Source organism: Aquamicrobium sp. NLF2-7 (assembly GCF_022359935.1).
In the GTDB taxonomy this organism is placed as follows: domain Bacteria; phylum Pseudomonadota; class Alphaproteobacteria; order Rhizobiales; family Rhizobiaceae; genus Mesorhizobium; species Mesorhizobium lusatiense.
This window is the reverse complement of sequence record NZ_JAKSED010000001.1, coordinates 1,813,591-1,832,948: the sequence shown is the minus strand read 5'-3', so window position 1 is coordinate 1,832,948 and position 19,358 is coordinate 1,813,591. Positions and strand designations below refer to the sequence as shown.

Below are 19,358 nucleotides of genomic sequence, written 5' to 3'. Positions count from 1 at the left end.
CACACACCGCGACGACTTCCTGCGGGCTGAGGCCTGTCACCCAAAAAGCAGCCACCCCTCCGTGATCATATGGCTGTCATTTCGTCAGAAGGACAAAGCATATCATGGCTATTGAGAAAGCCGGATACGACAGAACCGCAACGAAGAGGAGCGCCGGGGCTGGCTCCGGAACCGGCGGCAGACTTCTGGAATATCTGCTGGCCCGGGCACCCGATGAGGACGTCGCGGCCTATGATGAAGCGGATCTGGAACGCGCAGCAGCACTGGCCGAACGAGCCGTCGCAAGCCACAGCAAGGGCGCGAGCACCATCCTGATCGATGCCGGTGGGGACGTCTCGCGGCAGGGCCGCCCCGTAACTGTCATCACCATCGTCAATGACAACATGCCGTTCCTGTTCGATTCCGTCATTGGCGAGATCAACGAGGCGGTCGGAGAAGCGTTCTTCGTCGCGCATCCGGTGCTGAACGTGCGCCATGACGCTGCGGGCGGGGTTGAAATTCTGGGTGACACATGCGCGTCCAGCGAAGACGCCGGTGCCGACCGGCTGAGTGTCATTCAGGTTCATGTCGCACGCATGAACGCGGATGAAGCTTCCCTGCTGGAGCAGAAGCTCAGCCGTACGCTTGAGCAGGTGCGCGCCGCCGTTCACGACTGGAAGCCGATGCTGGCCAGACTGGATGCGGCGATCAGCGATTTTCGCCATGCACCGGTTCCGCTGGAGCAGGAGGCCGTCAGGGAGGCGATTGCCTTCCTCGAATGGCTGCGCGACGACAATTTCACCTTCCTCGGCATGCGCGAATACAGATACAGCGGCGGCGAGGAAAGCGGCACGCTGGAACTGGCCGACACGGCGGGTCTCGGCATTCTGGGCGATCCCGACGTTCTGGTGCTGCGCCGTGGCACGGAATCGGTGACCACCACGCCGGAAATCCGCGCCTTCCTGCACGGTCCCGAGCCACTGATCGTGACCAAGGCAAACGCCAAGTCGTCGGTGCACCGGCGCATCTATCTCGACTATGTCGGGGTCAAGACCTACACGGCCAATGGCGAGCTTGCGGGTGAACTGCGCATCGTCGGCCTGTTCACATCCACCGCCTACACGCGCTCAGTGATGAACATCCCCTATCTTCGCTCCAAGGCGAAGACGGTGATCGAACAGTCCGGCCTTAACCAGCTCGACCATGCGGGCAAGGCCCTCATCAATGTGCTGGAGAGCTATCCGCGTGACGAGCTGTTCCAGATTCCGGTGCCTTTGCTGGGCAGGCATTGCGAAGCGATACTCGGTCTGGTTGACCGGCCGCGTGTGCGTGCGCTGATCCGGGCGGACCAGTTCGACCGCTTCGTCTCCGTCATCGTCTTCGTTCCCCGCGATCATTACGATTCGGAGGTGCGCGAAAAGATCGGCGTCTATCTGAAAACCGTGTTCGAAGGCCGCGTCTCCGCCTTCTATCCGGCTTTCCCGGAAGGGGGACTGGCGCGCATCCATTTCATCATCGGCCGCTCCGGCGGCAAGACGCCGGAAGTGGATACGGCAACAATCGAGGCCGAAATCCGCGATATCGTGCGCACATGGGAAGATGCGTTGCGCGAGGCGGCCGGCCCCGAAGGCGTGGACCGGCAGGTGACGGAGATCGCCCGGCGTTTTCCGCAGAGCTACCGCAACAGTTTCTCGCCCGACGTCGCGCTCGTCGACGCTGGCCGTATCGCGCAGGTGAGCGGGCGGAACCCGATCGTCATCGACTATTATCGCGACGTCTTCCAGACGCAGGAACAGGCCTCGCTGAAGATCTATCACCATGGCAGCCCGGTGGCCCTGTCGCAGCGCGTGCCGATCCTCGAAAATCTGGGATTCCGCGTCATCAGCGAGCGCACATTCGAGGTTGACGGAGGCAGGGGGACCGAAGGCGCGGACAAGGTGTTCGTCCACGACATGGAACTGGAGAGCGCCTATGGCCGGCCGGTCGACCTGTCCGACGGCGGCGCGCTGTTCGACGAGGCGTTCCTTGCCGTGTGGCGCGGTGAAATGGACAATGACGGCTACAATGCACTGGCCCAGACGGCCGGGCTCGCCGCCAGCGAAATACTGGTGCTGCGTGCCTATGGCCGCTACCTGCAGCAGGCCGGCATCCCACAAAGCCAGGACTTCATCGCGGCGGCGCTGAACCGTTATCCCGAGATCGCGCGCGGGCTCTACATGCTGTTCGTCGCCCGTTTCGATCCGGCCGCGCCGCAAGGCGACGAGGTGGCGGCGCGCCATCTCAAGGCCAAGATCAGGGACGCGCTGGAAGATGTTCCCAACATCGATGACGACACCATCATCCGCCGCTACCTCAACCTGATCGACGCGACGCTGCGCACCAACCATTTCGTCGAGGGCAAGCGCGAGCGCGGCCATTCGCTGGCCTTCAAGCTCGATCCGCGCGCCATAGAGGGGTTGCCCGAGCCGCGGCCATGGCGCGAGATCTTCGTCTATGGCTCGCAGGTCGAGGGCGTGCATCTGCGCTTCGGTCCGGTGGCGCGCGGGGGCCTGCGCCTGTCGGATCGCGCGCAGGACTACCGCACCGAGGTGCTGGGTCTGGTCAAGGCCCAGCAGGTGAAGAACGCTGTCATCGTGCCGGTCGGCGCCAAGGGCGGCTTTTACCCCAAGCGCCTGCCGGTGGGCGGCAGCCGCGACGAGGTGTTCGAGGCCGGCCGGGCTGCCTACATCAACTTCATCTCCAGCATGCTGTCGATCACCGACAACATCGGCACCGATGCGGTGATCCCGCCGCAGGGCGTGGTGCGCCATGACGGCGACGATCCCTATTTCGTCGTCGCCGCCGACAAGGGCACGGCGACCTTCTCCGACACAGCCAACGCTATTTCCGAGGCGCATGATTTCTGGCTGGACGATGCCTTCGCCAGTGGCGGTTCGGCCGGCTATGACCACAAGGGCATGGCGATCACCGCGCGCGGTGCCTGGGAAGCGGTGAAGCGGCACTTCCGCGAAATGAACCGCGACATCCAGACCACGCCGTTCACCTGCGTCGGTGTCGGCGACATGTCGGGCGACGTGTTCGGAAACGGCATGCTGCGCTCTGAACAGACAAGGCTGATCGCGGCCTTCGACCATCGCGACATCTTCATCGATCCCGATCCGGACGCCGCATCGTCCTTTGCCGAGCGCCAGCGCCTGTTCGGCGTGCCGCGTTCGAGCTGGCAGGATTACGACAAGTCGAAGCTTTCCGCCGGCGGCATGATCGTGTCTCGCGCGCAGAAGTCGATCACGCTGACGCCGGAGGCCGCCGCAGCGATCGGCATCGGCAAGACGGTGGCCACGCCGGTCGAGTTGATCCGCGCCATCCTCGCAGCACCTGTGGACCTGTTGTGGTTCGGCGGCATCGGCACCTATCTGAAGGCCGCCGGGGAAACCAATCAGGATGTGGGCGACCGCGCCAACGATGCCATCCGCATCAATGGCGGCGATGTGCGCGCCAAGGTCATAGGCGAGGGCGCGAACCTCGGCATGACCCAGCGCGCCCGCATCGAATATGGCCTCAGCGGCGGCCGCAGCAACTCCGACGCCATCGACAATTCCGGCGGGGTCAACTGCTCGGACGTCGAGGTCAACATCAAGATCGCGCTGGCCGCCGCCATGCGCAAGGGCGCGCTTGAGCGTCCCGCGCGCAACAAATTGCTGGCTGAGATGACGGACGAGGTGGCGGGGCTGGTTCTGGCCAACAACTACCAGCAGACGCTCGCCCTGTCGCTTGCGCGGCGGCGCGGCCTTGCCGACATGGCCCATCAGGCCCGCTTCATGGCGGCGCTGGAAAGCCGCGGCCTGCTCGACCGGGCGGTCGAAAACCTGCCTTCGGCTGCGGTGCTGGCCGAGCGCGAGGCGCGGGGCGAGCCGTTGACGCGGCCTGAACTTGGCGTGCTGCTCGCCTATGCCAAGATCGTGCTGTTCAGCGATATCGTTGCCTCCGAGGTGCCGGACAATCCGCATTTCGAGCAGGACCTGATGAGCTACTTCCCGCATGCCATGGCTGAGAAGTTCGGCGAGGAAATCACCACCCATCGCCTGCGGCGCGAGATCATCACCCGCGTTCTGGCCAATGATCTGGTCAATCGGGGTGGGCCCACCTTCGTCAACCGGCTGATGGAGACGACCGGGCGCAGTGCGGCCGATGTGATGCTGACCTTCGTGCTGATCCGCGAAGGCTTCGGGCTGCCCGCGCTCTACGACGAGATCGATGCGCTCGACAACCGCATCGACGGCGAGGTTCAGCTCGGCCTCTACCAGACGGTCAGCCGCCTGATCTATGTGAACAGCGGCTGGTACCTGAAGAACGATGCCGGGGGCGGTGACCTCGACGAGCGCATTGCAAGCCTCAGGTCCGCCCGTGCGGAACTGGAGCCGAACCTGCTCCAGCTGTTGCCCGAAACGTCCCGCGAACGGGTGGATGCCGCGCGCGCGGACCTCGTCTCGCACGGCGTGCCCGAGCAGCTCGCAGCCCGGCTGGCGCTGGCCGAATTCGCCGATCTGGTGCCCGACATCGCGCTCACCGCGCGCCTGGCCGGTGCGGATATGATCGCGGCGGCGCGGGCGTTCTTCGCGGTCAGCGAAGCGTTTCGCATCGCCCGCATCGAAGAGGCCGCCTATGCGATCTCGCCCTCCGACTATTACGACCAGCTTGCCCTGTCGCGCGCGACCGACACGATCGACGCCGCACGACGCGGCATCGCGGTGGCGGCGCTGGCCGGCCATGGCGGGGCGGAGGATCCGGTGGCCGCGTGGCTCGAAGCGGGCGGCGCGCGCGTCGGCGCGATCCGGGAGCGTCTTCAGGCCCTGACCGAGGCGGGCGACATCTCGGTGTCACGCCTGTCCGTCGCGGCGGGGCTGATGAGCGATCTTTCGGGGCCGCGTGGGGCCTGAGGGCTCAGCGCTGTGATCTGATGAATCATCCCCGCCGGCGGCAAGCTGGCGGGCTTTCAGAAGGCCTCTTGCGTTTTGAAGGCCGGTGACGTAGGCATTGCGCACCAGGCCGGGCCCCTCTGGCAGTCAATTTGGCTGTGATGTCGGACTGGAATTCAAAACCGGCGGCCTGGCTTTCATGTTTCCCATTTCAAACCGCATCTGAGTTCTTGTGACGGACTGCGTGTCCGGCAAGGTTCATATGCGCGCCAGATCGCCCAAGCTGAACGCAAGGGTGCAGAATGACAGAATTTTTCACGGGCGATGCGTTAACGGCCCTGTTGCAGGTCATCATGATCGACCTGGTTCTGGCCGGCGACAACGCCATCGTTATCGGACTGGCGGCCGCCGGCCTTCCCAAGGAGCAGCGCGCCAAGGCCATCCTCATCGGCATCATCGCCGCGACGGTGCTGCGCATCGGCTTCGCGGCTGCCACCACCCAGCTTCTCCAGATCGTCGGTCTGTTGCTGGCCGGTGGTGTGCTGCTTCTTTGGGTGTGCTGGAAGATGTGGCGGGAACTGCGCCACAGCGCTGCCGAGGAAGCGCAGGGCATGGAAGCCCTGACGGAGAGCGACATCGACAAGGATGGCGCGGTTGCCGGCAAGGCTCCGCGCAAGACCTTCGCGCAGGCGGCATGGCAGATCGTCATTGCCGACGTGTCCATGTCGCTGGACAATGTGCTGGCGGTCGCCGGCGCCGCACGCGACCATCCCGGCGTGCTGATCTTCGGCCTGGCGCTCTCGATCGCCCTGATGGGCCTCGCCGCCAGCTTCATCGCGCGCATCCTCCAGAAGCATCGCTGGATCGCCTATGTCGGTCTCGTCATCATCCTCTATGTGGCGGGCGAGATGATCTATCGCGGGGCGATGGAGGTCTGGCCCTATCTGTTTGATCCCACGGTTTAATGGTGCGATCCTTTCTCTGGAATGGAGGGAAGCCCTATGGGACAAATTCGTCACGGCAGCGCCACGACCACGCACGCTGTCCGAGCAGCAATACAGCGATCGCAAGCTTCGCTCGCGCAACTGAGCAGGGAGTTGGGTATCAACCCCAAGACCGTTGCGAAATGGCGCAAGCGCGCGACGGTAGAGGATATGAAGACGGGGCCGTCAGAGCCGCGGTCCACCGTCCTCACCGAAGCCGAGGAGGCGATGGTTGTGGCGTTCAGGCGCCATACGCTTCTACCATTAGATGATTGTCTTTACGCCCTGCAGCCCTCGATCCCGCACCTGACACGATCCGCACTGCACCGGTGCCTGCAACGGCATGGCATCTCGCGCTTGCCGGATGTGGAGGGCGACAAACCTAAGCGGTCGAAGTTCAAGCGCTACCCCATAGGGTTCTTCCATATCGACATCGCCGAGGTTCAGACCGCTGAAGGCAAACTATATTTGTTTGTCGGTATCGACCGCACGAGCAAGTTCGCCGTGACCCAACTCGTCGACAAGGCCGACAGGAAGACCGCCTGGGAATTCCTTCAGCATATGCTCGAAGCCGTGCCCTACCAGGTCCATACCATTCTCACCGACAACGGCATCCAGTTCGCAGAGCAGCCTCGGAACCGGAATACCATCTACTCCCGGCCGATGCGCTTTGACATGATCTGCGAGGCCAACGGGATCGAGCACAGGCTGACCAAACCCAACCATCCATGGACCAATGGCCAAGTCGAACGGATGAACCGCACGATCAAGGAGGCCACCGTCAAGCGCTTCCATTACGACAGCCACGAGCAGTTGCATACACACCTCGCCGACTTCATGGCGGCCTACAACTTCGCACGAAGGCTCAAGACCCTCGGCGGTCTCACGCCCTACGAATACATCTGCAAGATCTGGACATCAGACCCGGATCGATTCATCCTCAATCCGATCCACCAGATGCCGGGACTGAACAACTATCTTCAGGGCGCATAAGCGGCTGTCGGAAAACCGGGGCCTCGGGTCCCGGTTTTCTTTCGCCTTCTGAACGTAATCTGCATTCGTGCAGTCCGGACGATGCCACTTCGCCATAAATGCTCTATATCCCGGCATGCGGATTGGGCGCTGGACGTTGCAGGCGGATGGAGATGGCATGAGTGAAACCGGCATCGAGGCGCGCAAGGCATCGCGTGCCGGTATCTGGGGCTGGATGCTGTTCGACTGGGCAGCGCAGCCCTTTTTCACGGTCGTCACCACCTTCATCTTCGGCCCCTATTTCGTGTCGCGCATGGCGAGCGATCCGGTCGCGGGCCAAGCGGCATGGGGATATGGCGTGGCGGCGGCAGGGTTTGCCATCGCCGTGCTTTCGCCGGTGCTCGGCGCGATTTCCGACCAGACCGGACCGCGCAAGCCGTGGATCGCCTGCTTCGCCGCGATCAAGATCGCCTGCCTGCTCCTGCTGTGGCTGGCGGCGCCCGGCTCCGGCCTGTTCTGGGTGGTGGCGGTGTTCTCGCTGGCCTCGGTCGCGGCCGAATTCTCAACGGTCTTCAACGATTCCATGATGCCGCGGCTGGTGCCGAAGGCAGAGATCGGAAAGATCTCCAATATTGCATGGGGGCTTGGCTATCTGGGTGGCATGGTGGTGCTGATCTTCGTGGTTGCGTGCCTTGCGGCTCTGCCGGAGACGGGGCTCACCATTGCCGGCCTGAAGCCCCTGTTCGGGCTCGATCCGGCGCTGGGCGAAGATGCCCGGGCCACCGGTCCGCTGTCAGCGCTCTGGTATCTGGTGTTCATCCTGCCGATGTTCCTGTTCACGCCGGATGCGGTGAAGGGCATTCCGATCCGGCCGGCCGTGCGTCAGGGGCTGGCGGAGCTGAAATCGACGCTGGGCGAGGTGCGCCGGCGTCCCGGCATCTTCCGCTTTCTCATCGCCCGCATGATCTATCAGGACGGCGTCAACGCGCTGATCGTGCTCGGCGGCGGATTTGCCGCGGCGATGTTCGGCTGGTCGATCACCGAGATCGGCATATTCGGCATCATTCTCAATGTGGTGGCGATCTTCGGCTGCCTTGTCGCTGCAAGGATGGACAGCGCTTTCGGCTCCAAGGTGGTGGTGATGGTCTCGCTGGTGCTGCTCAGCGTGGCGACTGTCGGCATCGTCTCGACAGGTCCGGGGTACACGCTGTTTGGCGTCCTGCAGCTTTCCGCCGCCGATTCGGGCGGGCTGTTCGGCACGGCTGCGGAAAAGGCCTACATCCTCTACGGATTGCTGATCGGTATCGCCTTCGGGCCGGCGCAGGCCTCGTCACGCTCCTATATGGCGCGCAGCGTCTCGGCCGAGGAAGCCGGCCGCTATTTCGGCATCTATGCGCTGGCCGGGCGCGTGACCAGCTTTGCCGCACCCTTCATGGTGGCGACGGTGACGGCGCTCAGCGGCTCGCCACGGCTCGGCATGGCGATGATCATCCTGTTCATCGTCACCGGCATGGTACTGCTTGCCGGCACGCCCTATCCGGCGGACCGGAAAGGGCGCTGAGTCTTTACCTCAGACCGGGAGGCCGGCGGCCGGCTCAGTGCCGGAAGTGGCGGGTGCCGGTGAACACCATGGCGATGCCATGGGCGTCGGCCGCGGCAATCACTTCCTCGTCGCGCATCGAGCCACCCGGCTGGATGACGGCGGTGGCGCCGGCTTCCACTGCACTCAGCAGGCCGTCGGCGAAGGGGAAGAAGGCATCCGAGGCCACGACCGAGCCCTTGGTCAGCGGTTCGGCCCAGCCGGCCGCCTCCGCTGCATCGATCGCCTTGCGGGCGGCGATGCGCGAGGAATCGACGCGGCTCATCTGGCCGGCACCGATGCCGACGGTGGCGCTGTCCTTCGCATAGACGATGGCGTTCGACTTCACATGCTTGGCGACGCGGAAGGCAAAGCGCAAATCGGCCATCTCGGCGTCGTTCGGCGCGCGCTTCGTCACCACCTTGAGGTCGAGATCGTCGACCACGGCGTTGTCGCGGCCCTGCACCAGCAGACCGCCGGCCACCGACTTCACCATCATCCCGGCCATGCGCGGATCGGGCAGGCCGCCGGTGACGAGCAGGCGCAGGTTCTTCTTCGCGGCAACGATGGCCTGCGCTTCCTCACTGGCTTGCGGTGCGATGATCACTTCGGTGAAGGTTTTCACGATCTCCTCGGCCGCGTCCGCGTCGAGCAGCCCGTTCAGCGCCACGATGCCGCCGAAGGCGGAAACCGGATCGCAGGCGAGCGCCTTCAGATAGGCGTCCTTCAGCGAAGCGCCTTCGGCGACGCCGCAGGGATTGGCGTGCTTGATGATGGCGACCGCAGCGGTGCGGGCCGGATCGAATTCACCCACCAGCTCGAAAGCGGCATCGGTGTCATTGATGTTGTTGTAGGAGAGCTGCTTGCCCTGCAACTGGTGCGCCGTGGCAACGCCCGGCCGCTTCTCGCCGGTAACGTAGAAGCCGGCCTGCTGATGCGGGTTTTCGCCATAGCGCATGACGCTTTCGAGCTTGCCGCCGAAAGCGCGCCATGTCGGGTTTTCGATCTCCAGCGTCTCGGCAAACCAGCTGGAGATGCCGGCGTCATAGGCGGCGGTGCGGGCAAAGGCTTTTGCGGCCAGCCGCTTGCGGAAATCCAGGGCAAGCGCGCCCGAATTCGCCTGCATGGCTTCCAGTACGCCGGCATAATCTTCCGGGTCGGTGACGATGGCGACATAGGCATGGTTCTTGGCCGAGGCCCGCACCATGGCGGGGCCGCCGATGTCGATGTTCTCCACGATTGCCGCATAGCCGGCGCCCGAGGCCCGCACCTCCTCGAACGGATAGAGATTGACCACCACCAGATCGATCGGCTCGATGTTGTGGGCGCGCATGGCTTCGACGTGTTCGGCGTCGTCGCGAATGCCGAGCAGTGCGCCGTGCACGGAGGGATGCAGCGTCTTGACGCGGCCGTCCATGATCTCGGGAAAGCCGGTCAGTTCGGAGACATCGCGCACCGCAATGCCGGCGTCCGCGATCGCCTTCGAGGTCCCGCCCGTCGAAACCAGCTCGACGCCGGCCGCAGCCAGCGCGCGCGCGAAATCGACGAGACCCGTCTTGTCGGAGACCGACAGCAGCGCCCGGCGCACCGGCACCAGATCGGGAGCGGGAATGTTCTTGGAGGCGACAGCCATGCGCGGGGTCCTTCATGCTGCGGGAATATGGCCGCGCCCTAGCACATGAGGGCTTCGAATTAAACGCATGAATCGCAGAATGACGCGCTTCGGCGTTGCCCGTCAGCGGGGAAGGCTTGCGCCCGCCAGCCGCACCCGCTTCAGACGCCAGAGAATCTCGGGAACCTCCGAGGCATCGAAGGAGAGCAGGAGCTGGCGCGTGATGCGGGGGCCTGCAATACCGGCGAAATAGATGGACTCTTCAACCTGCGGCGCGACCTCGGCGCAGGAGAACATCCACGCATCGCCATTGTCGGCGGCCAGCACGTAATGGCCGCCGGAATCGGTGAACAGGTTGATGTCGGGGTGGAGGTGAAAACGAACCGTCACCAGATGCTGGCCGTCATTGCGGGTGCGGCTTGGGGTGTCGGCAAGGAAGCTGTCGCGGCCGAACAGCGTTCCGCCCCGGTTGGAAAGGATCAGCTCACGTTCATGCCACAGGCCGAAGCGGGGCAGGTAGCCGTCATGGCGGGCGAGGAAGCCGTGCCTGTCCGGCCCGTCGCGGCGCTCGCAATGGATATGCTGCGGGCCGCCGATCAGCGGCGAGCCGACAATGCCGGAGAGTCGCGACGAATGGCTGAAGCGGGCCGATGAATTGTCATTGATGGTGGCCGTGGAGTGGGCGGCGGTGGCGCGCGCCAGCGGCCTGAATTCCGGGTCGCCATAGGTGTCGACCCCGGCATTGACGATGAAATGGTGGCGTCCCGACGACAGTTCGAAGGAGAGGCAGCCGGCATGGGCCGAGCCCGAGACTTCAAGGGGCGGCGGCGCGCCGGTATCGGCGATGACGGTGACGTCGCCGATGCTGAGGCGCTCATAGCCGGAATGGGGCGCGTGCAGAAGCGGCGCGCCGGCGGTGTCGTCATGGCGCAATATGGCCGCGATCCGGTCCTGTATGGTGGCGCCCATGCCGTTGAAGCAGGCGAGGCTGCCTTCCTGATGGCGGAAGAAGCGCAGCGCCGGCAGCATGCGGTCCACGGCTCCCATCAATGCCGCCGGCGGCTGTTCGGCCTGATTTGCGTAGGTCTGGCGCAGCGGCAGTATGTCGGCGAGGAACTCCAGAACCATCAGCGGATTGCGCGAGATGTGGCCGCCGTCGGGAAGGATCTGGCGATCGAGTTCCTCGGCCAGACTGCGGCTGGCCGAGCGCAGCGCCGATGGCGGCGCAGGCAGCGACAGGGCGGCGAAAGCCAGCGCGATGCGGGCGCGCAGCAGATCCTTGCCATGTGGCATCTCGCGCGTCATCGAGCGCAGGTAGCGGATCTGCATCGCCAGCGATTTCAGGAAAGCACGGTAGAAGGGCAGGTCCGCGCCCTGCAGCACCACGGAGGAATGCTGGAGCCAGGCGATGATGCGCTTGGCGGTCACGCCCGGGTCCCAGGCGATGCCGGCTATGTGGCTGCCGTGGATGGCGATCCAGTCCTTGACCAGCACCCGCGCATTGGCCGAGGCAAGCTCGGAACTCGCGGCGCGCATGTGGCGCAGCCAGCGAAAGCCATGCAGGGAGCGCTGCCAGCCCTCATGAGAGGCGGAAATGCGGAACGGCGATTCGCCGCCGGTCTCCACGAGCCGGCCCGAAAGCGGGAAGCGACCGTAGTAGATCTCCGTGGCGATCTGGGGATCGGCAAGACGCAGGTCGGGCGGGGCGATCAGCACGCGCTCGGGCGTGCGGCCGGAATAGCGCCAGCGATAGGCCGGACCGGCGCGCAGGTTCCGGCGCGCTTTGCGCCAGAATTCCCGTGCGACCAGCGCCCAAAGGCGAGTCGTATTCATGGCAGCAGTGGCCAACGCTTGTACCGAAGTCTCGAATTTACATGCAAACTATGTGATTCAATAGGTTATGCGAAGGGGAATGCAAACCTGCGGCGCAGGCCGCAGGGCATTCTGTCCACATGCTTTCGTAAGCAACGGCTTGCCTAAGCCTGCTCTCACCTTATGACGCAGCGCGCTTCCTCAGCCTTGCGGCGTAAAAACCGTCCAGCCCCGAAAGCGAAGGCGAACCCATATCCAGCCCCGCCGGCGTGGTGCGCAGGGCTCCCTGCGCTGTCACGAACGGTGCGATGCCGGGCACTTCCTGCGGCAGGATCGGGTCCTGTTCCGCCCCGGGCGTATCCGCAAGAAACGCGGCGATCAGCTCCTCGCCTTCCGACGGATCGAGCGAGCAATTCGAGAACAGGACGATGCCGCCGTCGCGAATCAGGGTGAACGCCTTGTCGAGCAGCCGGCGCTGGAGAGCGGCCAGCCGGGCGATGTCGTCCGGCGTCTTCGTCCACGGCACGTCGGGGTGACGGCGAACCGTGCCGGTGGACGAGCAGGGCGCGTCGAGCAGCACCGCATCGAACGGGTCGGGCGGGTCCAGCTGCATCAGATCGCTGTGGATGATGGTGGCCTTCAGCCCGAGACGGTCGAGATTGCGGCCAAGACGCTTCAGGCGGCTTGCCGAGGCATCCACGGCGGTGACGTCGGCGCCGGCGCGAATGAGCTGCGCGGTCTTGCCGCCGGGGGCCGCGCACAGGTCGGCGACCTTTTTTCCGGAAATGTCGCCCATCAGCCGTGCGGGCAGGGCGGCGGCGGCATCCTGAACCCACCACGCGCCCTCATCGAAGCCCGGCAGTCCGGTGATGGCGCCATCGAGCTTCTCCAGCCGCACGGAACCCGTCGGCAGGACGATGCCGCCGAGGCGTTGCGCCCACAGGTTGGGGTCTGACTTGACGGTGATGTCGATGGGCGCCTCAAGCCGGTGGGCGCGGAGGATGGCGCCAGCCTCGTCCGCGCCATAGGCCGCGACAAGCCGGTTCGCGAACCATTCCGGCGCGTCGTGGGTGTTGGCGAGCGCCGGTTCGAGCTCGGTTGCCTTGGCGCGGCAGAGCGCGCGCAGCACCGCGTTCACCAGCCCGGCGAAACGCTGCGTGCGGGGATCCGACTTGGCGTGGGTGACGGCGAGGTCGACGGCCGCGCTGTCGGGCACGTCGAGGAAGAGGATCTGCGCGGCGGCGATGTGCAGGATATGGGCAAGCGCGGTCGCGTTGGCCGGCAGCGGCTTGTCCAGCCGCTTCGCCAGCAGTGCGCTGATGGTGACACGGTGGCGCAGCGCCGCACCCAGCATGGCGCGCACCAGTGCGCGGTCGCGCATTTCGAGCGCCATATATTGCGGATGGCCGTGCTCGTTGTCGGCCAGGCCGTCCAGAGACGTGCTGGCTTCGATGACGGCACCGAGCAGCCGCACGGCGGTCTTGCGCGCGGCAAGGCCGGCTACGGGTGGCGATGCGGTGTCCGGGCCGCGTGAATCGGAAGGATGCCGCCTGCGCGTCTGCGCGGCCGTTTTCAAACCCCCGAGCTTCACGACCACGGGCCTTTCGGCCCGGTGGGGTTGCGGCCCCATGGGTTGGATTTGGGCTCTGCATCCCGCGACGGAGTTTCATTCTGCTGGCGCCCGCCCCATGGCCCGGCATTCTGGTCTTCGCCGGGGCCGGCATTCGCCTGCGGAGCATTCCGAGACGGGGCGCTGCGGGGAGCGGGATCGGGCTGGCGGCGCATATCGGGCGCGCTGGCCGGTCCCTCCCACTCGTTCGCCAGGGCCTGCAGCGCAGCGATGCGGTTGCCCGTGTCGGGGTGGGTGGAGAACAGATTGTCCATGCGCTCGCCGGAAAGGGGGTTGATGATGAAGAGATGTGCCGTTGCCGGATTGCGCTCGGCATCGGGATTGTGGATGCGTTCGGCGTTGCGCGCGATCTTGTCAAGGGCGGAAGCCAGCCAAAGCGGCTGACCGCAGATTTCTGCGCCCCGCCGGTCGGCGGCATATTCGCGTGTGCGGCTGACCGCCATCTGCACGATCATGGCGGCGAAGGGGGCGACGATCATCGCCACCAGCACGCCGATGAAGCCCAGCGGATTGTTGTTGTTGTCGCGGTTGCCGCCGAAAAACAGCGCGAAGTTGCCGAGCATCGAAATGGCGCCGGCAAGCGTGGCAACGATGGTCATGGTGAGCGTGTCGCGGTTCTGCACATGGGCAAGCTCATGCGCCATGACGCCGGCGACTTCCTCAGGCGACAGGCGCTGCAAGAGCCCGGTGGTGGCGGCGACGGCGGCGTTCTCGGGGTTGCGGCCGGTGGCGAAGGCGTTGGGCTGCGGGTTGTCGATGAGATAGACGCGCGGCATCGGCAGCCCGGCCCGCGAGGCAAGCTCGCGCACGATGGCGTAGTATTCGGGCGCGTTGCGCTCATCGACCTCGACGGCATGGTGCATGGACAGCACCATCTTGTCGGCGTTCCAGTAGCTGAACAGATTGGTGGCCGCCGCGATCACGAAAGCGATCGTCATGCCGCCCGAGCCGCCGATCAGGTAGCCCACGCCCATGAACAGCGCCGTCATGGCGGCCAGCAGCATGGCGGTGCGCATCGTGTTCATACCGTACTCCGTGTTCCCGCGTGCAAAGGGTCGATCCCACGCACCTGTTTCGCTATATGATGGGAAGCGAAAGGCCAGCTTTCAATCCATTTGGCAGGACGGAAATGACAGATCAAGATGGCACGGAACCGCTGGAAAGCACGTCAGCGGAACACAAAGCTCTCAGCCCGGCGGCCGAGCGGGCGCTGAAAGAGGCTGCCGAACGGCGCAAGGCCTACAAGCAGGCCGAAGCCGCGCGCCCGGTCGAGCTTGGCGGTCGCGGGGGCATGGAGCCCGGCCGCTATGGCGACTGGGAAGTGAAGGGCCTCACCAGCGACTTCTGAGCGCTTCCGAACAAATCGGAAGGATGCGTGAACGCAAAGCTGGTTTGCCTGAGTAAGGACTTCAAAAACGAGTCGGGACTTCAAAAAGAAGGAGGCGGGTTTTTGCCCGCCTCGTTCAGTTCAGATCAGTGCTTGTTCTGCCTGTTCTCGATGAGGTCGTCGACGACGCCGGGATCGGCCAGCGTCGAGGTGTCGCCCAGCGACCCGAAATCGTCCTCGGCGATCTTGCGCAGGATGCGGCGCATGATCTTGCCCGAGCGCGTCTTGGGCAGGCCCGGCGCGAACTGGATCTTGTCTGGCGAAGCGATCGGGCCGATCTCCTTGCGCACATGCGCCACCAGTTCCTTGCGCAGTTCGTCGCTCGGCTCCTCGCCATCCATCAGCGTCACATAGCAGTAGATGCCCTGTCCCTTGAGGTCGTGCGGATAGCCGACGACGGCGGCCTCGGAAACCTTGTCATGGGCGACGAGGGCGGATTCCACTTCCGCCGTGCCCATGCGGTGACCCGACACGTTGAGCACGTCGTCCACGCGGCCGGTGATCCAGTAATAGCCGTCGGCGTCGCGCCGGCAGCCGTCGCCCGAGAAGTAGCGGCCCGGATATTGCGAGAAATAGGTCTCGATGAAGCGCTTGTGATCGCCATAGACCGTGCGCATCATGCCCGGCCACGCATCGGTGATGCACAGATTGCCGTCGGCAACGCCTTCCAGCACATTGCCTTCATTGTCGACAAGCTGCGGTTTCACGCCGAAGAACGGCCGTGTCGCCGAACCAGGCTTGAGGTCGGTAGCGCCCGGCAGCGGGGTGATCAGGATGCCGCCGTTTTCCGTCTGCCACCAGGTGTCGACGATCGGAATGCGCTTTTCGCCCACCACATTGTAATACCACTCCCACGCTTCCGGGTTGATCGGCTCGCCGACCGAGCCGAGCAGCTTCAGCGTCGAACGGGAGGAGCGCGTCACGAACTCGTCGCCCGCGCCCATCAGTGCGCGGATGGCGGTGGGGGCGGTGTAGAAGATGTTGACCTTGTGCTTGTCGACGACATCCCAGAACCGGCCCTGATCGGGATAGTTTGGCACGCCCTCGAACATCAGCGTCGTCGCGCCGTTGGCCAGCGGCCCGTAGACGATGTAGGAGTGGCCCGTCACCCAGCCCACATCGGCGGTGCACCAGTAGATGTCGCCGTCATGATAGTCGAACACATGCTGGTGGGTCAGCGAGGCATAGACCAGATAGCCGCCGCTGGTGTGCAGCACGCCCTTCGGCTTGCCGGTCGAGCCGGAGGTGTAGAGAATGAACAGCGGATCTTCCGCATTCATCTTTTCCGGCTCGCATGTCGGCTCGACCGAGGCCAGTTCCTCATCGTACCAGAAGTCGCGGCCCGTGGCCCAGCCGATCTTGCCGCCGGTGCGGCGCACAACCAGCACGTTCTTCACCATCACGAAGTTCTTGGCCGCGATGTCGATGGCCTTGTCGGTGTTTTCCTTCAGGGGAATGGTGCGCCCGCCGCGCAGACCTTCATCGGCGGTGATGACGAAGGTCGATTCGCAGTCGACGATGCGTCCGCCCAGCGCGTCGGGCGAGAAGCCGCCGAACACGACCGAATGGACCGCGCCGATGCGCGAGCAGGCAAGCATCGCAAAGGCGGCTTCCGGGATCATCGGCATGTAGATGGTGACGCGGTCGCCCTTCTTCACGCCGTGCTTCTTCATCACATTGGCGAGCCGGCAGACCTGCTCGTGAAGTTCCTTATAGGTGATCTTCCTGTCTTCGGCAGGGTTGTCGCCTTCCCAGAGAATGGCGACCTGATCGCCGCGCTTTTCCAGATGGCGGTCGATGCAGTTGTAGGAGATGTTGAGCTCGCCGTCCTCAAACCATTTGATCGAAACGTCGCCTTCGAAGCTGGTGTTCTTCACCTTCGTGTAGGGCTTGAACCAGTCGATCCGCCTGCCATGCTCTCCCCAGAATGCATCCGGGTCGTTGATGCTGTCAGCGTACCACTTCAGGTAGGTTTCGTTGTCGATCGTGCCCTCCCGCTTCCATGACGGCTGGACCCGGTAGATATTGGTATCGGACATTACAGGCTTCCCTCCCGAATAATGCGCCCGGCCAGCGGGCTTATCTGCGCGGCATCCCGCCACGAAAGTCGGCCGCATTATTAACATTGCTGCCTCAACGGCAACATTAGACCTTGGATTGCCATCATTTAAAGCCGCGACATTGCGTCATGACGGGCGTTTGCGAAGCTGTTCATTTCTGGCCCAAGCGATAGCGCGGCCAATGCCGAAAGCCTGATCGGCGGGCGATTGCCAAGAGGCGGCACAGCAGCTATGCCTGAAATTCAGGACTTCGCTGGACCTTTTTTGCCCTATCGGCAGGTTCATGCATCGAGGTTCAGGTAACAGGGAGCACACTCATGAAGAACAAACTTTTGGCCGGCGTTGCACTGTTTGCTTCGATGGCTTTCGTTTCGGGCGCGCAGGCCGATATCGTCATCGGTGTCGTGGCACCGCTGACCGGGCCGGTTGCCGCCTATGGCGAGCAGGTCAAGAATGGCGCAGAGGCCGCCGTGGAGAAGATCAACAAGGATGGCGGCATCCTTGGCGAGAAGGTGGTGATCAAGCTGGCTGACGATGCCGGCGATCCCAAGCAGGGCGTTTCGGCAGCCAACCTTCTGGTGGGCGAGAGCGTGCATTATGTGGTCGGCCCGGTCACGTCCGGCGTTGCCATGGCCGCTTCCGACGTCTTCGCCGAGAACGGCATCCTGATGGTGACGCCGACCGCAACGGCGCCGGATCTGACCGCACGCGGCCTGACCAACGTGCTGCGCACCTGCGGCCGTGACGACCAGCAGGCCGAAGTGGCTGCTGCCTATGTCGTGGCGAACCTGAAGGACAAGAAGGTCGCCATCGTCGACGACAAGGGCACCTACGGCAAGGGTCTCGCCGACGCCTTCAAGGCCGGCATCAATGCCGGTGGCGTGACCGAAGTCAGCCACACCTCGCTGAACGCCGGCGAGAAGGATCTGTCGGCGCTGGTCACGCGTCTGAAATCCGATGGCGCCGAGGTCATCTACTTCGGCGGTTATCACCCCGAGGGCGGCCTGCTCGCCCGCCAGCTCGCCGATGCAGGCGTGAAGGCGACCATCATCGGCGGTGAAGGCCTGTCCAACACCGAGTACTGGGCGATCGGCAACGAAGCCGCTGCCGGCACGCTGTTCACCAACGCTTCCGACGCGCTGAAGAACTCCGATTCCGCCGCTGCCGTGGAAGTGCTGAAGGAAAAGGGTATTCCCCCGGAAGCCTTCACGCTCAACGCCTATGCCGCGGTTGAAGTGCTCAAGGCGGGCATTGAGAAGGCCGGTAAGGCCGACGACACCGCAGCCGTTGCAGCCGCGCTCAAGGACGGCGGTGAAATCCCGACCGCGATCGGCAAGCTGACCTATGGCGAGAACGGTGATCTGACAAGCCCGAGCTTCTCGCTGTTCAAGTGGGAAGGCGGCAAGATCGTCGCTGCGGACTAAAGCATTTTGCAGCCAGATGGAAACATCTGGCCTCGCATAAATGCTCTGAGGTTTGCAGGAGTGAAACGAAAAAGGCCGGGGCGTCATGCCCCGGCCTTTTTTCTTGGTGTGATTTCAGTCGGGAACGTTTTTAGAGCATTTTGCAGCCAGATTGAAACATCTGGCGTCGCATAAATGCGGCCAAAACAAAGAGATAGAGCATTTTTTGCGATTCATGGAAAAGCAGAAATGCTCTAGCGGGTGCCGAAGATGGCGGAACCGACCCGGACGCTGGTCGCGCCAAAGGCGACGGCCAGTTCATAATCGCCCGACATGCCCATGGACAGTTTTTCAACGCCGGCCTCGCGGGCGAGCTTTTCCAGCAGAGCGAAATGCGGGCCGGGGTTTTCATCGGCGGGCGGAATGCACATCAGTCCCTCGATGGCCAGCCCATGAATCTCGCGGCAGCGTGTGACGAAGGCGACCGCCTCTTTCGGCTCGATGCCCGCCTTCTGGGGCTCGGAACCGGTGTTGACCTGCACGTAGAGGCGCACGGGGCGACCTTGCTTCGCGATCTCCTTCGCCAGCTCGGCCGCGATCTTCTCGCGATCGACCGTCTCGACGACGTCGAACAGGGCGACGGCTTCCTTTGCCTTGTTGGATTGCAGGGGGCCGATGAGATGCAGCTCGATGTCGGAGAACGCCTGCCTGAGCGCCGGCCATTTGCCCTGTGCTTCCTGAACCCGGTTCTCGCCGAACACGCGCTGGCCCGCCTCGATGACCGGGCGGACAGCCTCTGCATCGAAGGTCTTGGAGACGGCGACGAGCACGGCCGAGCCTGCGTCGCGGCCGGCTTCGCGTTCTGCCGCCGCGATCTTCTGCTTCACCTGTGCAAGCTGCTCAACCGCATCGCTCATCTCGAAATCCTGCTGTTCTGACGTTCCGATTTTGCCCCGCCGGCATGCCTTTAGGTTGACGGGTCCCGCAAAGCATGGTGAAGACCGGGGCATATCCCCGCTGACCGC

12 protein-coding genes are annotated in these 19,358 nt (G+C 64.2%); 6 read left to right on the top strand and 6 right to left on the bottom strand.

What is annotated here, in order from left to right; translation table 11 throughout:
* The first annotated feature begins 104 nt into the window (after window positions 1–104).
* The 4 genes from MIC97_RS09095 (at window position 105) to MIC97_RS09080 (ending at window position 8,411) form a co-directional block, all read left to right on the top strand.
* Window positions 105–4,916 (top strand): NAD-glutamate dehydrogenase, encoded by a 4,812-nt coding sequence (locus MIC97_RS09095; protein ID WP_239799757.1) that lies wholly within the window; start codon window positions 105–107, stop codon window positions 4,914–4,916.
* A 281-nt stretch (window positions 4,917–5,197) separates the two neighbouring features.
* Entirely contained in the window at window positions 5,198–5,860 is a 663-nt protein-coding gene (locus MIC97_RS09090) for a TerC family protein (RefSeq protein WP_239799756.1), read from the top strand.
* Between the two features lie 36 nt (window positions 5,861–5,896).
* On the top strand, window positions 5,897–6,871 hold the full coding sequence (locus tag MIC97_RS09085) for an IS481 family transposase (RefSeq protein WP_239799755.1): 975 nt from the start codon (window positions 5,897–5,899) through the stop codon (window positions 6,869–6,871).
* A 157-nt stretch (window positions 6,872–7,028) separates the two neighbouring features.
* On the top strand, window positions 7,029–8,411 hold the full coding sequence (locus MIC97_RS09080) for an MFS transporter (RefSeq protein WP_239799754.1): 1,383 nt from the start codon (window positions 7,029–7,031) through the stop codon (window positions 8,409–8,411).
* A gap of 34 nt (window positions 8,412–8,445) precedes the next feature.
* Here MIC97_RS09080 and purH read toward each other — a convergent pair whose 3' ends face one another.
* From purH to htpX, 4 genes are all read right to left on the bottom strand, one after another.
* Window positions 8,446–10,062, bottom strand: coding sequence for a bifunctional phosphoribosylaminoimidazolecarboxamide formyltransferase/IMP cyclohydrolase (purH, locus tag MIC97_RS09075; protein WP_239799753.1), 1,617 nt, complete (start codon window positions 10,060–10,062; stop codon window positions 8,446–8,448).
* Between the two features lie 102 nt (window positions 10,063–10,164).
* Window positions 10,165–11,889, bottom strand: a complete 1,725-nt coding sequence (locus MIC97_RS09070; protein WP_239799752.1) for a heparinase II/III family protein — start codon at window positions 11,887–11,889, stop codon at window positions 10,165–10,167.
* A 145-nt stretch (window positions 11,890–12,034) separates the two neighbouring features.
* On the bottom strand, window positions 12,035–13,429 hold the full coding sequence (locus tag MIC97_RS09065; RefSeq protein WP_239799751.1) for an RsmB/NOP family class I SAM-dependent RNA methyltransferase: 1,395 nt from the start codon (window positions 13,427–13,429) through the stop codon (window positions 12,035–12,037).
* 11 nt (window positions 13,430–13,440) lie between these two features.
* Complete coding sequence (htpX, locus tag MIC97_RS09060; protein ID WP_239799750.1) at window positions 13,441–14,508, bottom strand: zinc metalloprotease HtpX; 1,068 nt, start codon at window positions 14,506–14,508, stop codon at window positions 13,441–13,443.
* Window positions 14,509–14,612: 104 nt separating this feature from the next.
* On the opposite strand from htpX, the gene MIC97_RS09055 reads away from it, so the two are divergent.
* A complete protein-coding gene (locus MIC97_RS09055; protein WP_239799749.1) occupies window positions 14,613–14,831 on the top strand; it encodes a DUF1674 domain-containing protein in 219 nt (72 codons plus the stop codon).
* Window positions 14,832–14,956: 125 nt separating this feature from the next.
* Here MIC97_RS09055 and acs read toward each other — a convergent pair whose 3' ends face one another.
* Window positions 14,957–16,909 (bottom strand): acetate--CoA ligase, encoded by a 1,953-nt coding sequence (acs, locus tag MIC97_RS09050; protein WP_239799748.1) that lies wholly within the window; start codon window positions 16,907–16,909, stop codon window positions 14,957–14,959.
* 380 nt (window positions 16,910–17,289) lie between these two features.
* Between acs and MIC97_RS09045 the strand changes: the two genes are divergently transcribed.
* The gene (locus tag MIC97_RS09045) at window positions 17,290–18,354 is read left to right on the top strand and encodes a branched-chain amino acid ABC transporter substrate-binding protein (protein WP_239801074.1); all 1,065 of its coding nucleotides are present in this window, start codon (window positions 17,290–17,292) and stop codon (window positions 18,352–18,354) included.
* 233 nt (window positions 18,355–18,587) lie between these two features.
* Here MIC97_RS09045 and MIC97_RS09040 read toward each other — a convergent pair whose 3' ends face one another.
* Window positions 18,588–19,250: a YggS family pyridoxal phosphate-dependent enzyme gene (locus MIC97_RS09040; RefSeq protein WP_239799747.1), complete on the bottom strand. Its 663-nt coding sequence runs from the start codon at window positions 19,248–19,250 to the stop codon at window positions 18,588–18,590.
* Window positions 19,251–19,358: the final 108 nt, after the last annotated feature.

Excerpts from the sequence above, each read along its gene's own strand:
- MIC97_RS09095 (WP_239799757.1), top strand. The coding sequence starts at position 105 with ATGGCTATTGAGAAAGCCGGATACGACAGAACCGCAACGAAGAGGAGC.
- MIC97_RS09090 (WP_239799756.1), top strand. The coding sequence starts at position 5,198 with ATGACAGAATTTTTCACGGGCGATGCGTTAACGGCCCTGTTGCAGGTC.
- MIC97_RS09085 (WP_239799755.1), top strand. The coding sequence starts at position 5,897 with ATGGGACAAATTCGTCACGGCAGCGCCACGACCACGCACGCTGTCCGA.
- MIC97_RS09080 (WP_239799754.1), top strand. The coding sequence starts at position 7,029 with ATGAGTGAAACCGGCATCGAGGCGCGCAAGGCATCGCGTGCCGGTATC.
- purH (WP_239799753.1), bottom strand. The coding sequence starts at position 10,062 with ATGGCTGTCGCCTCCAAGAACATTCCCGCTCCCGATCTGGTGCCGGTG.
- htpX (WP_239799750.1), bottom strand. The coding sequence starts at position 14,508 with ATGAACACGATGCGCACCGCCATGCTGCTGGCCGCCATGACGGCGCTG.
- MIC97_RS09055 (WP_239799749.1), top strand. The coding sequence starts at position 14,613 with ATGACAGATCAAGATGGCACGGAACCGCTGGAAAGCACGTCAGCGGAA.
- acs (WP_239799748.1), bottom strand. The coding sequence starts at position 16,909 with ATGTCCGATACCAATATCTACCGGGTCCAGCCGTCATGGAAGCGGGAG.
- MIC97_RS09045 (WP_239801074.1), top strand. The coding sequence starts at position 17,290 with ATGGCTTTCGTTTCGGGCGCGCAGGCCGATATCGTCATCGGTGTCGTG.
- MIC97_RS09040 (WP_239799747.1), bottom strand. The coding sequence starts at position 19,250 with ATGAGCGATGCGGTTGAGCAGCTTGCACAGGTGAAGCAGAAGATCGCG.